The 17,079-nt window shown below is 39.8% G+C and carries 16 protein-coding genes, 1 tRNA gene, 3 rRNA genes, 1 other RNA gene and 1 other annotated feature; of the genes, 16 read left to right on the plus strand and 5 right to left on the minus strand.

Annotated elements, in window-relative coordinates; all coding sequences use genetic code 11:
* Positions 1-113, plus strand: a 23S ribosomal RNA gene (locus BMZ31_RS19725); the annotation flags it as partial.
* A gap of 87 nt (positions 114-200) precedes the next feature.
* A 5S ribosomal RNA gene (rrf, locus tag BMZ31_RS19730) occupies positions 201-317 on the plus strand.
* 252 nt (positions 318-569) lie between these two features.
* Here rrf and BMZ31_RS19735 read toward each other — a convergent pair.
* Entirely contained in the window at positions 570-1,520 is a 951-nt protein-coding gene (locus tag BMZ31_RS19735) for a YaaC family protein (protein ID WP_090833632.1), read from the minus strand.
* A gap of 114 nt (positions 1,521-1,634) precedes the next feature.
* Between BMZ31_RS19735 and guaB the strand changes: the two genes are divergently transcribed.
* From guaB to BMZ31_RS19765, 6 genes are all read left to right on the plus strand, one after another.
* On the plus strand, positions 1,635-3,104 hold the full coding sequence (gene guaB / locus BMZ31_RS19740) for an IMP dehydrogenase (RefSeq protein WP_090833633.1): 1,470 nt from the start codon (positions 1,635-1,637) through the stop codon (positions 3,102-3,104).
* 407 nt (positions 3,105-3,511) lie between these two features.
* The gene (locus BMZ31_RS19745; RefSeq protein ID WP_175478191.1) at positions 3,512-4,843 is read left to right on the plus strand and encodes a serine hydrolase; all 1,332 of its coding nucleotides are present in this window, start codon (positions 3,512-3,514) and stop codon (positions 4,841-4,843) included.
* A gap of 168 nt (positions 4,844-5,011) precedes the next feature.
* Positions 5,012-5,893, plus strand: a complete 882-nt coding sequence (gene pdxS / locus BMZ31_RS19750; protein ID WP_090833635.1) for a pyridoxal 5'-phosphate synthase lyase subunit PdxS — start codon at positions 5,012-5,014, stop codon at positions 5,891-5,893.
* Between the two features lie 2 nt (positions 5,894-5,895).
* Complete coding sequence (gene pdxT, locus BMZ31_RS19755) at positions 5,896-6,486, plus strand: pyridoxal 5'-phosphate synthase glutaminase subunit PdxT (RefSeq protein WP_090833636.1); 591 nt, start codon at positions 5,896-5,898, stop codon at positions 6,484-6,486.
* 59 nt (positions 6,487-6,545) lie between these two features.
* Positions 6,546-6,769, plus strand: a binding site (T-box leader).
* Positions 6,770-6,858: 89 nt separating this feature from the next.
* Positions 6,859-8,139, plus strand: coding sequence for a serine--tRNA ligase (gene serS / locus BMZ31_RS19760; protein ID WP_090833637.1), 1,281 nt, complete (start codon positions 6,859-6,861; stop codon positions 8,137-8,139).
* A 102-nt stretch (positions 8,140-8,241) separates the two neighbouring features.
* Positions 8,242-8,334: transfer RNA gene (locus BMZ31_RS19765), tRNA-Ser, on the plus strand.
* Positions 8,335-8,450: 116 nt separating this feature from the next.
* Here the strand turns inward: BMZ31_RS19765 and BMZ31_RS19770 are convergent.
* From BMZ31_RS19770 to BMZ31_RS19785, 4 genes are all read right to left on the minus strand, one after another.
* Positions 8,451-9,119: a deoxynucleoside kinase gene (locus BMZ31_RS19770; RefSeq protein WP_090833638.1), complete on the minus strand. Its 669-nt coding sequence runs from the start codon at positions 9,117-9,119 to the stop codon at positions 8,451-8,453.
* Positions 9,103-9,756: a deoxynucleoside kinase gene (locus BMZ31_RS19775; RefSeq protein ID WP_090833639.1), complete on the minus strand. Its 654-nt coding sequence runs from the start codon at positions 9,754-9,756 to the stop codon at positions 9,103-9,105. The genes BMZ31_RS19770 and BMZ31_RS19775 overlap by 17 nt, the downstream gene beginning before the upstream one ends.
* A 484-nt stretch (positions 9,757-10,240) precedes the next feature.
* Positions 10,241-11,530, minus strand: coding sequence for a glycoside hydrolase family 18 protein (locus BMZ31_RS19780; RefSeq protein ID WP_090833640.1), 1,290 nt, complete (start codon positions 11,528-11,530; stop codon positions 10,241-10,243).
* A gap of 38 nt (positions 11,531-11,568) precedes the next feature.
* Positions 11,569-12,153, minus strand: a complete 585-nt coding sequence (locus BMZ31_RS19785; protein ID WP_302846865.1) for a cysteine hydrolase family protein — start codon at positions 12,151-12,153, stop codon at positions 11,569-11,571.
* A 111-nt stretch (positions 12,154-12,264) separates the two neighbouring features.
* Between BMZ31_RS19785 and tadA the strand changes: the two genes are divergently transcribed.
* The 8 genes from tadA to BMZ31_RS19825 all read left to right on the plus strand — a co-directional run.
* The gene (tadA, locus tag BMZ31_RS19790) at positions 12,265-12,774 is read left to right on the plus strand and encodes a tRNA adenosine(34) deaminase TadA (protein WP_090833641.1); all 510 of its coding nucleotides are present in this window, start codon (positions 12,265-12,267) and stop codon (positions 12,772-12,774) included.
* A 100-nt stretch (positions 12,775-12,874) separates the two neighbouring features.
* Positions 12,875-13,139, plus strand: an RNA gene (gene ffs, locus BMZ31_RS19795) — signal recognition particle sRNA large type.
* A 135-nt stretch (positions 13,140-13,274) separates the two neighbouring features.
* The gene (gene dnaX / locus BMZ31_RS19800; RefSeq protein WP_090833642.1) at positions 13,275-14,975 is read left to right on the plus strand and encodes a DNA polymerase III subunit gamma/tau; all 1,701 of its coding nucleotides are present in this window, start codon (positions 13,275-13,277) and stop codon (positions 14,973-14,975) included.
* A 21-nt stretch (positions 14,976-14,996) separates the two neighbouring features.
* Positions 14,997-15,320 (plus strand): YbaB/EbfC family nucleoid-associated protein, encoded by a 324-nt coding sequence (locus BMZ31_RS19805; RefSeq protein ID WP_175478190.1) that lies wholly within the window; start codon positions 14,997-14,999, stop codon positions 15,318-15,320.
* A gap of 16 nt (positions 15,321-15,336) precedes the next feature.
* Entirely contained in the window at positions 15,337-15,933 is a 597-nt protein-coding gene (gene recR, locus BMZ31_RS19810; protein ID WP_090833643.1) for a recombination mediator RecR, read from the plus strand.
* A 34-nt stretch (positions 15,934-15,967) separates the two neighbouring features.
* Positions 15,968-16,186 (plus strand): YaaL family protein, encoded by a 219-nt coding sequence (locus BMZ31_RS19815; RefSeq protein WP_090833644.1) that lies wholly within the window; start codon positions 15,968-15,970, stop codon positions 16,184-16,186.
* A 76-nt stretch (positions 16,187-16,262) separates the two neighbouring features.
* Entirely contained in the window at positions 16,263-16,526 is a 264-nt protein-coding gene (locus tag BMZ31_RS19820; RefSeq protein WP_090833645.1) for a pro-sigmaK processing inhibitor BofA family protein, read from the plus strand.
* Positions 16,527-16,825: 299 nt separating this feature from the next.
* A 16S ribosomal RNA gene (locus BMZ31_RS19825) occupies positions 16,826-17,079 on the plus strand; the annotation flags it as partial.

Below are 17,079 nucleotides of genomic sequence, written 5' to 3' on the forward strand. Positions count from 1 at the left end.
CCCATAGCGTAAGCTAGTAAGATCCCTGAAAGATGATCAGGTTGATAGGTCAGAGGTGGAAGCGCGGCGACGTGTGGAGCTGACTGATACTAATAGATCGAGGACTTAACCAAAGTCAAAGATTTAAAAAGGTGAACTCGTTTTTACTCTTCTTCTAACATTATCTAGTTTTGAGGGAATGAACCTCAAAAACAAAATAGTCTGGTGGCGATAGCGAGAAGGTCACACCCGTTCCCATACCGAACACGGAAGTTAAGCTTCTCAGCGCCGATGGTAGTTGGGGGCTCTCCCCCTGTGAGAGTAGGACGCCGCCGGGCAATTTGAAAGAACAGCCGTTGTGCTGTTCTTTTTTTGTGTTTTTAAAAAAGTCTTCTAGAAATAAGACATTACCAAGAAAAAATATTACTAGTTACATCGACAATAATCATTAAATAAGCTAAGAAAACATAACGTGAAAAATGTCTAATTTTGTGGAGGAAGGAAAACGACAAGTTTCATCAATTCTCCTGACATATTCCACAACTCCTAATTTTTTTAGTAAAATGCACCACTAAAAAAACTTCTAAATATTACTTCAATCCTAATAAGTACTGAAACACTAAAAATGGTCCTTTTTGATGACTGATGTTCAAGAAAGCTTTTATAAAAGGATAATCCTTATTCGGCATCATCTTAGTAAGCTCACTCCACCATTCAGTTTCATACCTGGCAATCATGCTTAAATTATAAAGTAACAAGTAGTGAATTAGTAATTCAGGGAATTCTAACAGCTCTGTCTTATGAACAGGCATTCCAAATGACTGTTCTTCAAGATTAAATTTAAGTGGACTTATGTCATTAGTCGGCATCTCTTCAAAAAGGATTGCGAGTCTTTCTCCCTCCGGAAACGAAACTTGTTGTGAAAGCTTCGATCTTAAAAAGTCTTGAAAACGATTTTTTGTCATGTGAAAGTTATCTAATAAAAATTCAGGAAGAAAAAAAGATGACTCCTCGTGAGGTACTGTAACAAAAGAGTGTTTTCCTTCCAACAAATAGAACATTTCGCTAAGTTCCGGAATTCCCCTAAGCAAGTCTTCCATCGCAGCTTTATCTCCTTCAAGTTGTTCCATGTGAAACAATTTTTCCGACATGAAGGGAAAGAGACCATTTTTTTGAAATCGAACCTCATCCTGAAAGAAGTTATAGTTCTGTTTTTTTCTTTTCCTAGTGGAGACCCCATGTGCCAACACTGAAGTTGATTCTGGATAGGAAGGTTCGACTGTAAGGATGCATGCTTTAATTAGATGAACAAATCCATAAAATAATAAGACAGGTTGGATAAGAAGTGGACTTTTGTGGGCTTGTTCGTAATAAATTTGACCATGTTCCAAGTAATAGATAAAGCTATAGCAATTTTCAAAGCTTTTTTGCTCAGCATTTTCTATATTTTGTTTTTGGTAACATTTTTTTAAAAATCTCTGTGTATTCTCCGCTGAGAAAAAGAAAGAATAATTTTGCCAACCTTTATATGAAAAGTGCATATGTCATACCTACTCCCTATTTTTTGAAAAGTTAAAATTTTTGTTACGTCCTTGACAGTATTTTGTCCAATTGATAACCTACAAATAATATTTTTTTGATCGGGAGGAATGAACATGTGGGAAAATAAGTTTGTTAAAGAAGGATTAACGTTTGATGATGTATTACTGGTACCTGCAAAATCGGAAGTTTTGCCTCGAGATGTCAGCCTTAGTGTTGAGTTATCTAAGAATATAAAACTTAATATCCCCATCATCAGTGCTGGGATGGATACTGTGACTGAAGCCGAAATGGCCATTAGTATGGCTCGACAAGGCGGAATGGGTATCATCCATAAGAACATGTCTATAGAGCAGCAAGCTGAGCAAGTAGAAAAAGTTAAGCGCTCCGAGAGTGGAGTCATTACCGATCCATTTTTCCTCACACCCGATCACCAAGTTTTTGATGCAGAACACTTGATGGGTAAATACCGAATCTCCGGTGTACCAATCGTTAATAACCTTGAAGAACAAAAACTTGTAGGAATTATTACAAACCGAGATCTTCGTTTTATTCAAGGTCATGATTATTCAATTCAAATATCCGATGTAATGACAAGAGAAGAACTTGTAACTGCGCCAGTCGGTACAACACTTGCGGATGCAGAAAAGATTCTTCAAAAACATAAAATTGAAAAGCTTCCTTTGGTAGATGAAGAAGGGGTCTTAAAAGGACTTATTACAATCAAGGACATTGAAAAAGTAATTGAGTTCCCTCATTCTGCTAAAGATAAGCAAGGTAGACTATTAGCAGGAGCTGCAGTTGGAGTAACATCTGATACCATGAAGAGGGTAGAGATGTTGGTCAAAGCGAATGTCGATGCGATTGTTGTTGATACGGCTCATGGACATTCTAAAGGTGTTCTCGATACGGTAAGACAAATTCGCAATAGTTATCCTGAATTGACTATTATCGCAGGCAATGTGGCAACTGCGGAAGCGACGAAAGATTTGATTGAAGCTGGCGCTGATGTTGTGAAGGTCGGAATTGGACCAGGTTCCATCTGTACCACACGGGTTGTTGCAGGAGTTGGAGTTCCACAGATTACTGCAGTTTTTGATTGTGCGACAGAAGCTAGGAAGCATGGGAAATCGATTATTGCCGATGGTGGTATCAAATATTCAGGCGACATCGTAAAAGCTTTAGCAGCTGGCGGACATGCAGTAATGCTAGGAAGTTTACTTGCTGGGGTTACAGAAAGCCCTGGTGAGACGGAAATCTTCCAAGGTCGTCGTTTTAAAGTATATCGTGGAATGGGTTCTGTAGGTGCGATGGAAAAAGGATCTAAAGATCGTTATTTCCAAGAAGATAACAAAAAATTCGTTCCAGAAGGTATTGAAGGACGTATCCCATACAAGGGACCTTTAGCAGAAACAATTTACCAATTAGTAGGTGGACTAAAATCTGGTATGGGGTATTGTGGGACAAAGGACTTATTTGAACTAAGAGAGAAATCTCAGTTTATCAAAATGACAGGCGCTGGTTTAAGAGAGAGTCACCCACATGATGTCCAAATAACAAAAGAAGCACCGAACTATTCAATGTAAAACGAATAATCCCGCGAGAGTATATGCTCCGCGGGTTTTATTATTTGACTATGTTAAAGTGCGTTGTTGATTTTATGGATTTGGTTGATTAAAGAGGAAGGTGCGAGACTCATGCTCGCCATCCTAGAACGGAAATCAACTACTCCAATCTATAAGCAGAGTATACGAAAATGTTGCAGGTGATTCTTTTTAATATCGACAAAGTAACCTAACTGTGCCATTTTGATAATAATCTGTTTCTTAAACAGGATTATTGTTTTTATAAAATAGGTAATTTAGAGGGATGGAAGTTGTAGATATAGGTAATTGCTCTGTCTATGCTTTCAACGATAGGTATGTTAAAATAACCAAAGTGTATAAAATCGACGGAGGGCGTTGCAGTGAATAAACAATTTTTTAAAAAACTTATGGCTATTTCTATGGCACTCATCTTGTTTCTAAGTGTTTTCACTCAGGTTGAAAATGTACAAGCCCAAGAGGGTTTAACAATAAAGGGTGACGCTGCTATTCTTGTTGAAGCTGAAACAGGGAAAGTCCTATTTGAGCAAAATGCAGACAATGTTTTAGGTATTGCCTCAATGACAAAGATGATGACTGAGTATTTGTTATTAGAAGCGATCAAAGAAGGTAGAGTAAAGTGGGATCAAGAATACGGTGTAAGTGAAGTTGTTTGGCAAGTATCACAAGACCGTGGATTATCCAATGTACCACTTAGACGAGATGGAAAGTACAAAGTAAGAGAACTTTATGAAGCGATGACAATCTATTCTGCAAATGGTGCAACAATGGCCCTTGCTGAAGTGTTGGCAGGTTCTGAAGCAAACTTTGTTAAAATGATGAATGATAAAGCTAAGAAACTTGATTTGAAAGATTATAAATTTGTAAACTCAACTGGTTTGAACAACCGTGATTTAAAAGGTCTACATCCTGAAGGTTCGGGAGCAGAGGATGAAAATGTTATGTCTGCTCGTGCAACCGCCAAGTTAGCTTTTCATTTGATTAATGATTTTCCTGAAATATTAGAAACGGCAAGCACGCCGACTAAGAAATTCAGAGAAGGTACAGATGATGAAATCAAGATGGATAACTGGAACTGGATGCTTCCGAAACTTGTTTTTGGTTATGAAGGTGCAGATGGTCTTAAAACAGGTACGACAGATTTCGCAGGGTACTGTTTTACGGGTACTGCGAAACGTGATGGCAAACGTTTTATCACAGTAGTAATGAATGCGAAAAATGCAAGCGGCAAAGGCGATTATAAGGCACGTTTTGACGAAACACGCAAAATGTTCGATTATGCTTTTACGAACTTTGGTAAGGAAGAATTACTTCCTAAGAATTACGTCATAAAAAACAAGAAGTCCCTTCCGGTTACCAAAGGAAAAGAGGATAGTGTTAAAATCAAGACGAAAAATGCAATTACAATGATCGTTAAGAATGGTGAAAAAGCTAAATATAAACCTGTTTTAGTTTTAGATAAAAAGAAATTGAATAAAGATGGAGAATTAACTGCGCCAGTGAAGAAAGGTGAGAAGGTCGGCTACGTTGTCCTTCAAGCGAAAGATGGCGAAAAATTAAGTTTCTTATCAAAAGAAGGCGAAAAGAAAATTCAAGCTGACGTTGTCGCAACTGAAACAGTTGAGAAATCGAATTGGTTTGTTCTTATGATGAGAGGCATTGGTGGATTCTTCGGAGATCTTTTTGGCAGCATTTCATCAGCTATTAAAGGTTTGTTTTAAAATATGAAGGGGTTCGTGTCTTGACATGAACCTCTTTTTGTTGTTTATTTTCATTAGGGAAACGGAAACATTCCAGTGGAATACATATCTTTTCCTTGCTAATGGAAAGAAGATTTATTCATATTCATAACAAGACAAAAAGAAAGTATTATCAAAGGGGGCTTAACAATGAAAACAGGTACAGATCGTGTTAAAAGGGGAATGGCCGAAATGCAAAAAGGCGGCGTCATTATGGACGTTGTAAATGCTGAACAGGCTAAAATTGCTGAAGAAGCAGGAGCAGTTGCGGTAATGGCTCTTGAGCGTGTGCCATCAGATATTCGTGCAGCAGGCGGTGTAGCACGTATGGCTGACCCTCGTATTGTTGAGGAAGTAATGAACGCGGTTTCAATTCCGGTTATGGCTAAAGCGCGAATCGGTCATATCGTAGAAGCCCGCGTCCTTGAAGCTATGGGCGTTGATTATATTGACGAAAGTGAAGTATTGACTCCTGCAGATGAAGAATACCACTTAAACAAGCGAGATTTCACCGTTCCATTCGTGTGTGGTTGCCGTGATTTAGGTGAAGCTGCTCGACGTATTGGTGAAGGAGCATCCATGCTTCGTACAAAAGGTGAACCAGGTACTGGGAACATTGTTGAGGCTGTCCGCCACATGCGTAAAGTAAATGGTCAAGTTCGTAAATTAGTTACGATGAATGAAGATGAAATCATGACAGAAGCTAAGCTTCTAGGAGCACCATATGAGCTTCTTCTTGAAATTAAGCGTCTTGGACGTCTTCCCGTTGTAAACTTCGCTGCTGGTGGGGTAGCAACTCCTGCTGATGCGGCGTTAATGATGCAACTAGGGGCAGATGGCGTTTTCGTTGGATCGGGTATCTTCAAGTCAGATAACCCTGCAAGATTTGCTCGAGCGATTGTTGAAGCAACAACTCACTTCCAAGACTATAAGTTAATCGCTGAGATTTCTAAAGACCTTGGAATTGCTATGAAAGGGATCGAAATCTCTTCACTTGCTCCTAGCGCACGTATGCAGGATCGCGGTTGGTAATCATGGTTAAAATAGGTGTACTCGCATTACAAGGTGCTGTAAGGGAGCATGTCCGTTCCATCGAAGAGAGTGGAGCTGAGGCAGTTGTCATTAAGACGAAAGAACAACTCTCAGAGGTGGATGGGTTAATTCTACCGGGCGGCGAAAGTACGACAATGCGTAAGTTAATTGATAAATATGATTTCATGGATGAGCTTAAGAAATTCGCTGCAGACGGAAAACCCATGTTCGGTACTTGTGCTGGTCTCATCTTACTTGCTAAAAATATTGCAGGTTATGACTCACCACATATCGGTGTGATGAATGTGTTGGTTGAGCGTAATTCATTTGGTCGTCAACGTGAAAGTTTTGAAGCAGATCTTGATATTAGAGATGTCGCAGAAGATTTTACGGCGGTATTCATCCGTGCTCCACATATCATGGAAGCCGGCGAAAATGTTGAGATATTAGCGAAGCATAACGGGAGAATAGTGGCGGCGAGAGAAGGCCAATTCCTTGGTTGCAGCTTCCATCCCGAACTAACTGATGATCACCGTTTAACTGCTTACTTCATAGAAATGGTGAAAGAAGCAAAGAAAAAACAGTTTGCATAATTTGTTTGCATTGTGCTCATAATTATAGTAAATTATTAATTACAAAATTTTCTTATATCGTTAAAGCTTTGAGAGGAAATAGTAGCATGCTGTTTGATGTTCTAGAGAGCTGGTGGTTGGTGGAAACCAGTACATGACACATGTGAATCCGTCCTTGAGCAGAGTATGGAACGCTGCGCTAGCAGTCAGTAAATACTTTCGGTTATAAACCGTTATGGATTAAGTGGATAGCAGTTATATGCTATCAACTAGGGTGGCAACGCGGGTAACTCTCGTCCCTTTTGGGGACGGGAGTTTTTTGTGTTTTTTAGTCTTTCCAAATGTCATCTAACGGAGAAGACGATGTAAGAAATGAAAAAGGAGCTGTTAAGAATGTTAGATCTTAAACACTTAAGAAACAATTTTGAAGAAGTAAAAGAATTATTGAAACATCGTGGAGAAGACCTTACTGATCTTGGTAAGTTTGAAGATCTGGATGTTCGTCGCCGCGAATTAATCGTCGAAGCTGAGCAACTTAAGAGCAAGCGTAATGATGTTTCTCAACAAGTGGCGACATTAAAGCGTGAGAAAAAAGATGCAGACCACCTGATCACTGAAATGCGTGAAGTTGGTGACCGCATTAAAGAGCTGGATGATGAGTTACGAGGGGTAGAAGAAACATTAGAAATGCTTCTTTTAAGCATTCCAAATATTCCGCATGAAAGTGTTCCAGTTGGAGAAACAGAGGATGACAATGTAGAAGCACGTAAATGGGGAGAAATTCGCCAGTTCGACTTTGAAGCAAAACCTCACTGGGATATAGCTGATGGCCTTGGTATCATCGATTTTGAACGTGCAGGAAAAGTCACAGGAAGTCGTTTTGTATTTTACAAAGGGTTAGGTGCTAGACTGGAACGTGCTCTTATCAACTTCATGCTTGATTTGCATGTTGATGAACATGGTTATAAGGAAGTTCTTCCTCCTTACATGGTGAACCGCGCAAGTATGACAGGTACAGGTCAGCTTCCTAAATTTGAAGAAGATGCTTTCCTGATTGAAAAGGAAGATTATTTCTTAATTCCGACAGCAGAAGTACCTGTTACCAATATGCATCGCGATGAAATCCTGAGCGCAGACGAGCTTCCTATCCGTTATGCAGCATTCAGCGCATGTTTCCGCTCTGAGGCAGGTTCTGCAGGCCGTGATACACGAGGACTTATCCGTCAGCATCAATTCAATAAGGTTGAGCTTGTTAAGTTTGTTAAGCCGGAAGACTCTTATGAGGAACTAGAGAAACTAACAGCAGATGCTGAAAAAGTTCTACAACTTCTTGGACTTCCATACCGCGTGTTAAGCATGTGTACAGGTGATCTTGGTTTTACTGCTGCAAAGAAATACGATATTGAAGTTTGGATTCCAAGTTATGAAATGTACCGAGAAATTTCTTCTTGTAGTAATTTCGAAGGTTTCCAAGCAAGACGTGCAAATATCCGTTTCCGCCGTGAAGCGAAAGGAAAGCCAGAGCATGTTCATACACTAAATGGATCTGGTTTGGCTATCGGCCGAACTGTGGCAGCAATATTAGAGAATTATCAGCAAGCTGACGGAAGTGTTGTCATTCCAGAAGTATTGCGTCCATACATGGGAAATCGTGATATTATCAAGCCAGAATAGTGAGTTTGTGGGGAATTTTCTTCCCCACAATTTCTTTAAAAAAAGTTTCATGAAAATGTTGACGATGTAGATCCCATATGATATATTAATCTATGTCGAAACGGAGGTATACCCAAGTCCGGCTGAAGGGATCGGTCTTGAAAACCGACAGGCGGGTAACACCGCGCGGGGGTTCGAATCCCTCTACCTCCTCCATTTTTACATTAACTATCGCGCATAAATACTGGAGATAAAAATCGTTGCAATTTGCAACGATTTTTTTATGCTCAAAAATAATACTCATAAAAAAAATAAACCGCCATATCGGCGGTTTATTTTTTTAACAATTGAGTTTGACGGATGAAATGGGAGATGCGTTCAATGATTGGTTCTATTGATCCCTCATCACTCATGATGTCATATTCATTGATGTTAAGTCTCAGTACAGGGCATGCATTGAAGTTGTTTACCCAGTTTTCGTATCGCTGGTGCATTTCTTCCCAATAAGCAACAGGTGTTTGCTGTTCCATTGGACGACCACGTTCCTTGATACGAGATAAGATATCTTCAAGTGACCCTTCAAGATAAATTAATAGGTCCGGATGTGGGAAATAAGGTGTCATAACCATGGCATCAAACAAACTGGTGTAAGTTTCATAATCAACCATAGACATTGTTCCTTTTTCAAAGTGCATCTTTGCAAAAATACCAGTATCTTCGTAGATGGAACGGTCTTGGATAAAACCGCCGCCATATTCAAAAATGCGCTTTTGCTCTTTGAAGCGTTCAGCAAGGAAATAGATTTGCAAATGGAAACTCCAACGCTGGAAATCAGCATAAAATTTATCAAGGTACGGGTTGGTATCGACTTTTTCAAAAGAAGTTCTAAACCCAAGGGCATTTGCAAGTGCGTTTGTCATTGTAGACTTACCAACACCTACTGTACCTGCAATTGTAATGACTGCATTGCTAGGAATGCCATATTTACTTCGAAGATTCATGGTTGTAAACTCCTTTTTTTAATGATTGTGATAGCTTTTCTATGATGTAAGTCAAATCAGCTTCATTTTTTACAAAGTCTATTTCATCGCCATTAAAGCGGAGTACAGGAATCTCTGGGTGTTGTTTTTCAAAGCTCGTGATGGCCTGCTCATAATCAAGTGAAAGTTGTTCCAAGTATAATGGGCTGATTTTCTTTTCAATTTCGCGGCCGCGCATTTCAATTCTTTTTAGAAGCGTATCGAGGCTTGCGTGTAAGTAGATGATGACATTTGGCTTCGGCATATCCGCAGTAAGGATTTGATATATTTGGTAGTACTTTTTGTACTCAGCTTCATTTAATGAGCGCTGTGCAAATATCAAATTCTTGAAAATATGATAATCAGCAACGACAGACTTATTTTTAATCAAATAATGGCTATTGATGTCACTCAATTGCTTATATCGATTACAAAGAAAAAACATTTCCGTTTGGAAACTCCACTCTTCTATGTTTTCGTAAAATTTTCCGAGGAATGGATTTTCATCCACGATCTCTTTTAATAATGCCGTCTGGAATTGATCGGAAATCGCTTTTGCAAGAGATGTTTTTCCGACACCAATTGGGCCTTCTACAGTGATAAAAGGCGTTTCTCCCATTGTATGTCCCCCTTCTCTGTCTACCATATCTTTTATATTTTAGCCGGTAAGAATACCAGATAAATGACACCGTTCTACAATATTTTTAATGACACTTAGAGTATTTTAACATAATCCGGACAGGAAGGGATATGGAATATTTGCCTCGTTTAAAGTAAATCTTTTATGCAAAAAAAAGCTGCCGATGAACGGCAGCCGGTACAAGGAATTAAGGTGCATATCCTGAAATTTGAATCGTTATTTTTAATAAGGCTCTTTTCTTAAATTTTGTTGTTTTTGGAACAAGAAAGAGCCGGCAGTAGGGATTTTTCTATAATGATACCATTGGAATTTAGCTTGAGAATTTTAATATTAAGGAAAAGAGCACGAAATATGAATATATGCGTGTTGTTGCATTTTTCGTAAAAGCAACAATCAATGCGAAAATAGACTTTAATAAAAATATTTGAGACTTTTAGATGGAATTGGAATTTTGAAAGTTAGATCAAGAAGGGCGCTTAACGACATTAAAGTTTTCTACTATTAAAAGCCAGTTTTGAGGGAAAGAAAGTCCAAGTTTCCAATAACTCATACCCCGTATCTTAAGTTCTTTAATCAAGTTGAACTTCGCTTGGATGGACCTGGCATCTTCGAACCATACTTCGTGTTGTTTACCTTTCTCGTCAACATATTTGAAGAACGGTGCTTGCGCTTTTTCATCATATTGAATGGCGACGTTATACTTGGCAGCGAGCAGAATGGCCTGTTGTGGACTAACGGCTTTCGCCTGGCTTCCTTGAACAAACGGCAATGTCCAATCATAGCCGTATAAATTTTGACCCATCAGAATTTTTCCAGGGGGTATTTCGGTGATAGCATATTTCAGAACGTCTCTTACTGGTCCAATAGGAGAGACAGGCATGGCAGGTCCTCCGCTATATCCCCATTCATAAGTCATGATGACAACAAAGTCGACGATTTCTCCATGTGCTTTATAATCGTGGGCTTCATACCATTTTCCTTTTTGAGTAGCACTTGTTTTCGGGGCCAAAGCGGTAGAGATTAGCCAGCCTTCCTTTTTAAATCGATCTCTCGCTTTTCTAAGGAAGCGATTATATGCTTCTCGGTCTGCTGGGCGCAGGAACTCAAAGTCAAAGTGGATATCACGGAAGTTATATTTCTTTGCTGTTGCAACGACATTATTGAGGAATTTATCCTGAATGGCCATGTCATTTAAGATGATCCTGCCCAGTTCATCGCTGAATTGGTCATTTTCTTGATTGGTTAGTACCATCATCAGAACATTGTTATTGGCTTTAGCGATCGCCGGGAAATTATTCAAAAGAGGTTCTTTTAATGAACCATCCCGTAGCACTTGGAAACTGAAAGGAGCTAGATAGGTTAAATAAGGTGCCGCTTCGCGTGCGCTGTTTTCAAGTGCAACGGGGACACTCGTACCGCGCGGCTCTACATAGCCGTTAAATTCAGCACTCCGTTTCTTTTGTGCTGGAATATACATTCTGAAACCAATTGAAAGTGGTTGAGTAACGGATAGCTTATTTACTTTAGCGAGTTCTTGGTAAGAGACGCCGAATTTTTGGGATATTGACCAAAGACTATCACCGGACTGTACCCAATAAAAGCTTCCGATAATAGGAATGACTAAAGTCTGCCCTATAACAAGGTTATTGGGATTTGGGATTTCATTCGCTTCAACGATATCAGCAACTGAAGAACCGTATGTTCTGGCAATACTATATATTGAATCGTTTCTTTTCACTACATGTATTTGCATGTGCAGTCCCTCCCCGGACATTAAACGCTACAAACATTTTATGAGGGAGGAGAAGGAGAAATGATATAATGTTCATAAATTTCTTGTGCTGTCTTTTGGACATCTGCTTTTAGAACATTCTCCATCATTCTAATCGCATACAAATTGTCATGGTCGTCTGTTGAAGCGATTGTATTTTTCGGAACAATGAGCTTGTATTCACGCATATATGCATCGTTTGCCGTGAATAACACACAAATATTACCGGCAATTCCGCACAAGATGAGTGTATTTACTTTCAATGAGTGCAGCAATGTATTCAAAGCTGTGCCGTAAAAAGCTGAATGCTTTGGCTTTATTAAGAAATAATCGTCTTTTTCTGGGAGAAGGGTCTTAAATACGGGTTCACTTCGTTCGTTTCGGCAATAATCAACGATGAGATCAAGGTTTGCCTGCCAAAGATTATAGTGATCGTTTATGAAGATAACAGGCAGTTTCTGCTTAATGAAAAGATTTCTAAGTTCTTTAATAGGCACTGCAATTTGCGACGCCTTTTGCGATAGTATTTCACCGTGAGTAAAATCAAACTTGTTTATCATATCTATGATAAGCAAAGCGGGAAGGGTTTCCTCGAATCCTTTCAATTTACATCTCTCCTTTATAAGTATTTTTAAATAGAAGGAGAATTTTTATCCTGTAAAAACTGTTTATGAAAAGTACATATCATTTTGAAAAAGACAGTGAGGTGACTATAAATGGAAGACAGTCGGCTATTAGATGAATACTTTATGAAAGAAGCCATTAAAGAAGCAAAAAAAGCTGAAGTTAAAAATGAAGTGCCAATCGGAGCTGTTATCGTCTCAAATGGTGAAATTATTTCCCGGGGATACAATTTGCGGGAAAGTAATCAAAGTGCTGTCGCACACGCCGAACTGATGGCAATTGAAGAGGCGTGTCGCAAACTTGGAACATGGAGGCTAGAAGATACAGTGTTGTATGTGACACTGGAACCCTGTGCAATGTGTTCTGGAGCCATTATCCTATCACGGGTAAAGCGGGTGGTCTATGGAGCGGCCGATCCGAAAGGTGGTTGTGCTGGAACATTCATGAATCTTTTAACTGACGAGAGATTTAATCATCAAAGCGAAGTAGTGACTGGCGTTCTAGAGGAGGAATGCAGCAATTTACTATCTTCCTTTTTTCGCGAGTTAAGGGAAAGAAAAAAAGCTGAGAAAAAAGCAAAGAGAATGCTATTGGATAATTAGACAACTATTGACAGTTGATAAGCATTGCTTTTTAGAAGAAAAGGTTTTATACTATGAATGTGTCGAGTTGGACACAACCTAAACTTTGGTATCAATTTTGCCGTGCTAGACGGGGAGGTAGCGGTGCCCTGTACTCGCAATCCGCTCTAGCGAGGTTGAACTCCTTCCTGAGGCTGACATTCTGTAGGGTCTGCCTTAAGTAAGTGGTGTTGACGCCCGGGTCCTGCGCAATGGGAATCCATGAACCATGTCAGGTCCGGAAGGAAGCAGCATTAAGTGGACGCTCCCATGTGCCGCAGGGTTGCCTGGGCCGAGCTAACTGCTTAAGTAACGCTTATGGATGTCAGTCGACGGAAGGTGCACGGCAGTTTAATATGAATAATCAAACTCATTCCATTCTGGGATGAGTTTTTTGTATAATTATCGTATTTCATTTTGTAAAAAAGAATTAAGTTACGGTATAATAAACATGGTAATTAAAGAGGAAGGGGCGGTGTCAATTGAGTTATCAAGCATTATATCGTGTATGGCGTCCGCAGCAGTTTTTAGATGTAGTCGGCCAGGAACACGTGACAAAGACACTGCAAAATGCCCTGCTTCAACAGAAAATCTCACATGCCTACTTGTTTTCCGGACCAAGGGGAACAGGTAAAACAAGTGCAGCGAAGATTCTTGCTAAGGCAGTCAACTGTGAAAGAGCCCCGGTAAGCGAACCGTGTAATGAGTGTGCTTCATGTAAAGGGATAACGGATGGATCGATTCCTGATGTTATTGAGATCGATGCAGCTTCTAATAATGGCGTTGAAGAAATTCGTGATATTCGCGATAAGGTCAAATATGCACCAAGTGTAGTTAAATATAAGGTGTATATTGTAGATGAAGTGCATATGCTTTCCATCGGAGCTTTCAATGCATTGTTAAAAACGCTAGAGGAACCACCGAAACATGTCATGTTTATTTTAGCAACCACTGAACCTCATAAAATTCCACTAACAATCATTTCACGCTGTCAGCGTTTTGATTTTAAGAGAATCACGGCAAAATCTATCGTTGGAAGAATGAAACTGATTGTGGATGAGACTGGAGTCAATTGTGACGATCGCGCATTAAATATTATTGCGCGAGCTGCAGAAGGTGGGATGAGGGATGCCTTGAGCTTACTTGACCAGGCGATTTCCTTTAGTCATGAGCGGGTGGAAGTGGAAGATGCTTTAACGGTTACTGGTTCGGTATCGCAAGGGTTCCTTAATACACTTGCTCGTTCCATTCAGCAAAATGATGCTGCATTAGGTTTAGCTGCCCTGGAAGAACTGCTCTACCATGGTAAAGACCCAAGCAGGTTTATGGAAGACTTTATATTATACTATCGAGACATGCTTCTTTATAAAGCGGCACCTTCACTTGAAGAATCGATGGAAAGAGTCTTGATGGACGAAGACTTTCAACAATTGTCTGGAGAAATTACAGCGGAACAGATATATCAGCTAATTGAAGTGCTGAACAAGGCTCAGCAAGAAATGCGCTGGACAAACCATCCACGAGTATTTCTTGAAGTTGCTATCGTAAAGCTTTGTCAGTTAGAAAGTGTAAAACAGAGTTCGGTTGGTTCTGCAGATTTTGGCCCATTGTTACAGCGCATTGAGCAACTCGAAGGGGAATTGAACGATCTTAAGAGAAATGGTCCAACAGTAGTTTCCCAAGAAACGAGTCAGCAGGCACAAAAGAATACTCAGCGCAGTTCGAGAAAAGGTTTCCAGGCTCCTGCTGGTAAAATTAATGAAGTGTTAAAGCAAGCTACAAAGGCGAATTTGAATATAATCAAAAGTCATTGGGGCGAAATGCTATCCAGACTTAATCAACAACAGATGCGGTCTCAGGCTGCACTTTTAACTGAAGCAGAGCCTGTAGCAGCTTCAACGTCTACCTTTGTGGTAAAGTTTAAATATGAGATACACTGTCAAATGGCAATGGAAAATGATCGTTTCCTTGAGGTGATTGCTAAGCTGTTTCAAGACCTTACGGGTACCAGGTATACACTCGTTGGAGCTCCGGAAGAACAGTGGCAAAGAATCAGGGAGAGCTTTCTGAGCAGCCAGCATGGTGCTGAAGATAGTGAAATCAATGAGAAACAACAAGAAGATCCAGTAGTTGTGGAAGCGCAAAAATTGTTTGGACCTGATCTTGTTGAAATTATCGATTAAAAATTTGGAGGTAATGATAAGATGATGCGTGGAAATGGAAATATGCAAAACATGATGAAGCAAATGCAAAAAATGCAAAAGAAAATGCAGGAAGCGCAAGAGGAACTAGGCGAAAAGAAAATTGAAGGTACAGCAGGTGGCGGAATGGTAACTGTTACAGTTACAGGCCATAAAGAAGTTGTTGAAGTGAAAATCAATCCTGAAGCTGTAGATCCTGACGATGTTGAAATGCTGCAAGATCTTGTATTAGCGGCTACCAATGACGCTATGAAAAAAGCGGAAGAGCTTACAAATAATACAATGGGGCAATTTACAAAAGGAATGAACATCCCGGGATTGTTCTAATCTAGGAGGATGAAAGATGCATTATCCTGAACCGATATCAAAGCTGATTGACAGCTTTATGAAATTGCCAGGAATCGGCCCTAAAACGGCCGCTCGTCTGGCTTTTTTCGTATTAAGTATGAAAGAAGACACTGTACTAGACTTCGCAAAGGCGCTCGTAAACGCAAAACGGAATCTATCTTATTGCTCTGTATGTGGTCATATTACCGACCAAGACCCATGTTATATTTGTGAGGATTCCCGACGTGATCGAAGTGTGATTTGTGTCGTGCAAGATCCAAAAGACGTTATAGCCATGGAAAAGATGAAAGAATTCAATGGTTTATACCATGTTCTCCAAGGAGCTATCTCTCCAATGGATGGTATTGGTCCTGAGGATATCAATATTCCTAACTTGCTTAAGAGGCTTCAGGATGAAACAGTGGAAGAGGTAATCATGGCGACTAACCCTAATATTGAGGGGGAGGCGACTGCTATGTACATTTCCCGTCTCTTAAGACCTTCGGGCATTAAAGTAACAAGAATCGCTCATGGATTGCCAGTAGGTGGCGATCTTGAATATGCTGATGAAGTAACCCTTTCAAAAGCACTTGAAGGAAGAAGAGAAGTATAAAGAAGTATAAAGAAGTAACCGGAGGGTGGACGCTATGATTTTTCGACGCAAAGGATGGTTACGAAAAGAATTTGATGAAAAGTTTTTACATCAGCTAGATCAATCTAAAGTTGATTGGCAGCAACAAAAAATGCTTCTTGAAAAAAGTTTTGATCCATCACCAGAAGTTGTGTGTGAAACGAAGTTAGCTGAAGCAAAGTATTTTTTTCTTTTAAAAGAAGCAAAAGAACGTAATATTTCTATTACTAGGTAATGAGGAGTCCGTTCTTTTTTTTAGAGCTTGTACATAAGTTAATAGTACAAGAATGGAAAAAAGAAGGGGGATCGCAGTGGAACCCATTGTAGTTATTTCAGTGTTAGGCGGACTGATTATCATTCTATTATTTGCAGGAGCCCCGATTAAGCCTTTAAGGTTTATAGGGCAAGGTGTAGTCAAACTTCTAATAGGTGCTTTGTTTTTATTCTTCTTGAATGCCTTTGGCAGCCAATTTGGAATTCATGTACCTATTAATTTTGCTACTTCAGCTGTATCAGGATTTCTAGGTTTGCCCGGTTTAGCTGCACTAGTGGCCATTCAAACTTGGGTTATATAGAAGTGAAAAATGCCGCTATTCATTTTAGCGGTATTTTTTTTATGATTTAGTGTTGACCAACATAAACTTTTGATGTTATTATATTAAACGTTGCTAACAAACAACGAAATAAAACATTGAAAAAAGTTGTTGACACAAACAACTGCAAATGTTATATTGATATAGTTGCTTCTGAGCGACGGACGAAATTGTTCCTTGAAAACTAAACAAACAAAAATGTCAACAAACAAGTAATAACAAGCGAAAGCAACTTTGTTGCTGGAACTTGCCAGAGTTAGTAATTGAGCTAATCTCACTCTTTAACGGAGAGTTTGATCCTGGCTCAGGACGAACGCTGGCGGCGTGCCTAATACATGCAAGTCGAGCGGATTGATGGGAGCTTGCTCCCTGATATCAGCGGCGGACGGGTGAGTAACACGTGGGCAACCTGCCTGTAAGACTGGGATAACTTCGGGAAACCGGAGCTAATACCGGATAATCCTTTTCCTCTCATGAGGAAAAGCTGAAAGACGGTTTCGGCTGTCACTTACAGATGGGCCCGCGGCGCATTAGC

The organism is Bacillus sp. cl95, from assembly GCF_900115925.1.
In the GTDB taxonomy this organism is placed as follows: domain Bacteria; phylum Bacillota; class Bacilli; order Bacillales; family Cytobacillaceae; genus Neobacillus_A.

What these genes read in the sequence shown, in the direction of transcription:
- BMZ31_RS19815 (WP_090833644.1), top strand. Translation starts at nt 15,968, where the DNA reads ATGATTTTTCGACGCAAAGGATGGTTACGAAAAGAATTTGATGAAAAG.
- BMZ31_RS19770 (WP_090833638.1), bottom strand. Translation starts at nt 9,119, where the DNA reads ATGAATCTTCGAAGTAAATATGGCATTCCTAGCAATGCAGTCATTACA.
- BMZ31_RS19775 (WP_090833639.1), bottom strand. Translation starts at nt 9,756, where the DNA reads ATGGGAGAAACGCCTTTTATCACTGTAGAAGGCCCAATTGGTGTCGGA.
- BMZ31_RS19805 (WP_175478190.1), top strand. Translation starts at nt 14,997, where the DNA reads ATGATGCGTGGAAATGGAAATATGCAAAACATGATGAAGCAAATGCAA.
- recR (WP_090833643.1), top strand. Translation starts at nt 15,337, where the DNA reads ATGCATTATCCTGAACCGATATCAAAGCTGATTGACAGCTTTATGAAA.
- pdxT (WP_090833636.1), top strand. Translation starts at nt 5,896, where the DNA reads ATGGTTAAAATAGGTGTACTCGCATTACAAGGTGCTGTAAGGGAGCAT.
- pdxS (WP_090833635.1), top strand. Translation starts at nt 5,012, where the DNA reads ATGAAAACAGGTACAGATCGTGTTAAAAGGGGAATGGCCGAAATGCAA.
- guaB (WP_090833633.1), top strand. Translation starts at nt 1,635, where the DNA reads ATGTGGGAAAATAAGTTTGTTAAAGAAGGATTAACGTTTGATGATGTA.
- serS (WP_090833637.1), top strand. Translation starts at nt 6,859, where the DNA reads ATGTTAGATCTTAAACACTTAAGAAACAATTTTGAAGAAGTAAAAGAA.
- BMZ31_RS19745 (WP_175478191.1), top strand. Translation starts at nt 3,512, where the DNA reads ATGGCTATTTCTATGGCACTCATCTTGTTTCTAAGTGTTTTCACTCAG.
- tadA (WP_090833641.1), top strand. Translation starts at nt 12,265, where the DNA reads ATGGAAGACAGTCGGCTATTAGATGAATACTTTATGAAAGAAGCCATT.
- BMZ31_RS19780 (WP_090833640.1), bottom strand. Translation starts at nt 11,530, where the DNA reads ATGCAAATACATGTAGTGAAAAGAAACGATTCAATATATAGTATTGCC.
- BMZ31_RS19735 (WP_090833632.1), bottom strand. Translation starts at nt 1,520, where the DNA reads ATGCACTTTTCATATAAAGGTTGGCAAAATTATTCTTTCTTTTTCTCA.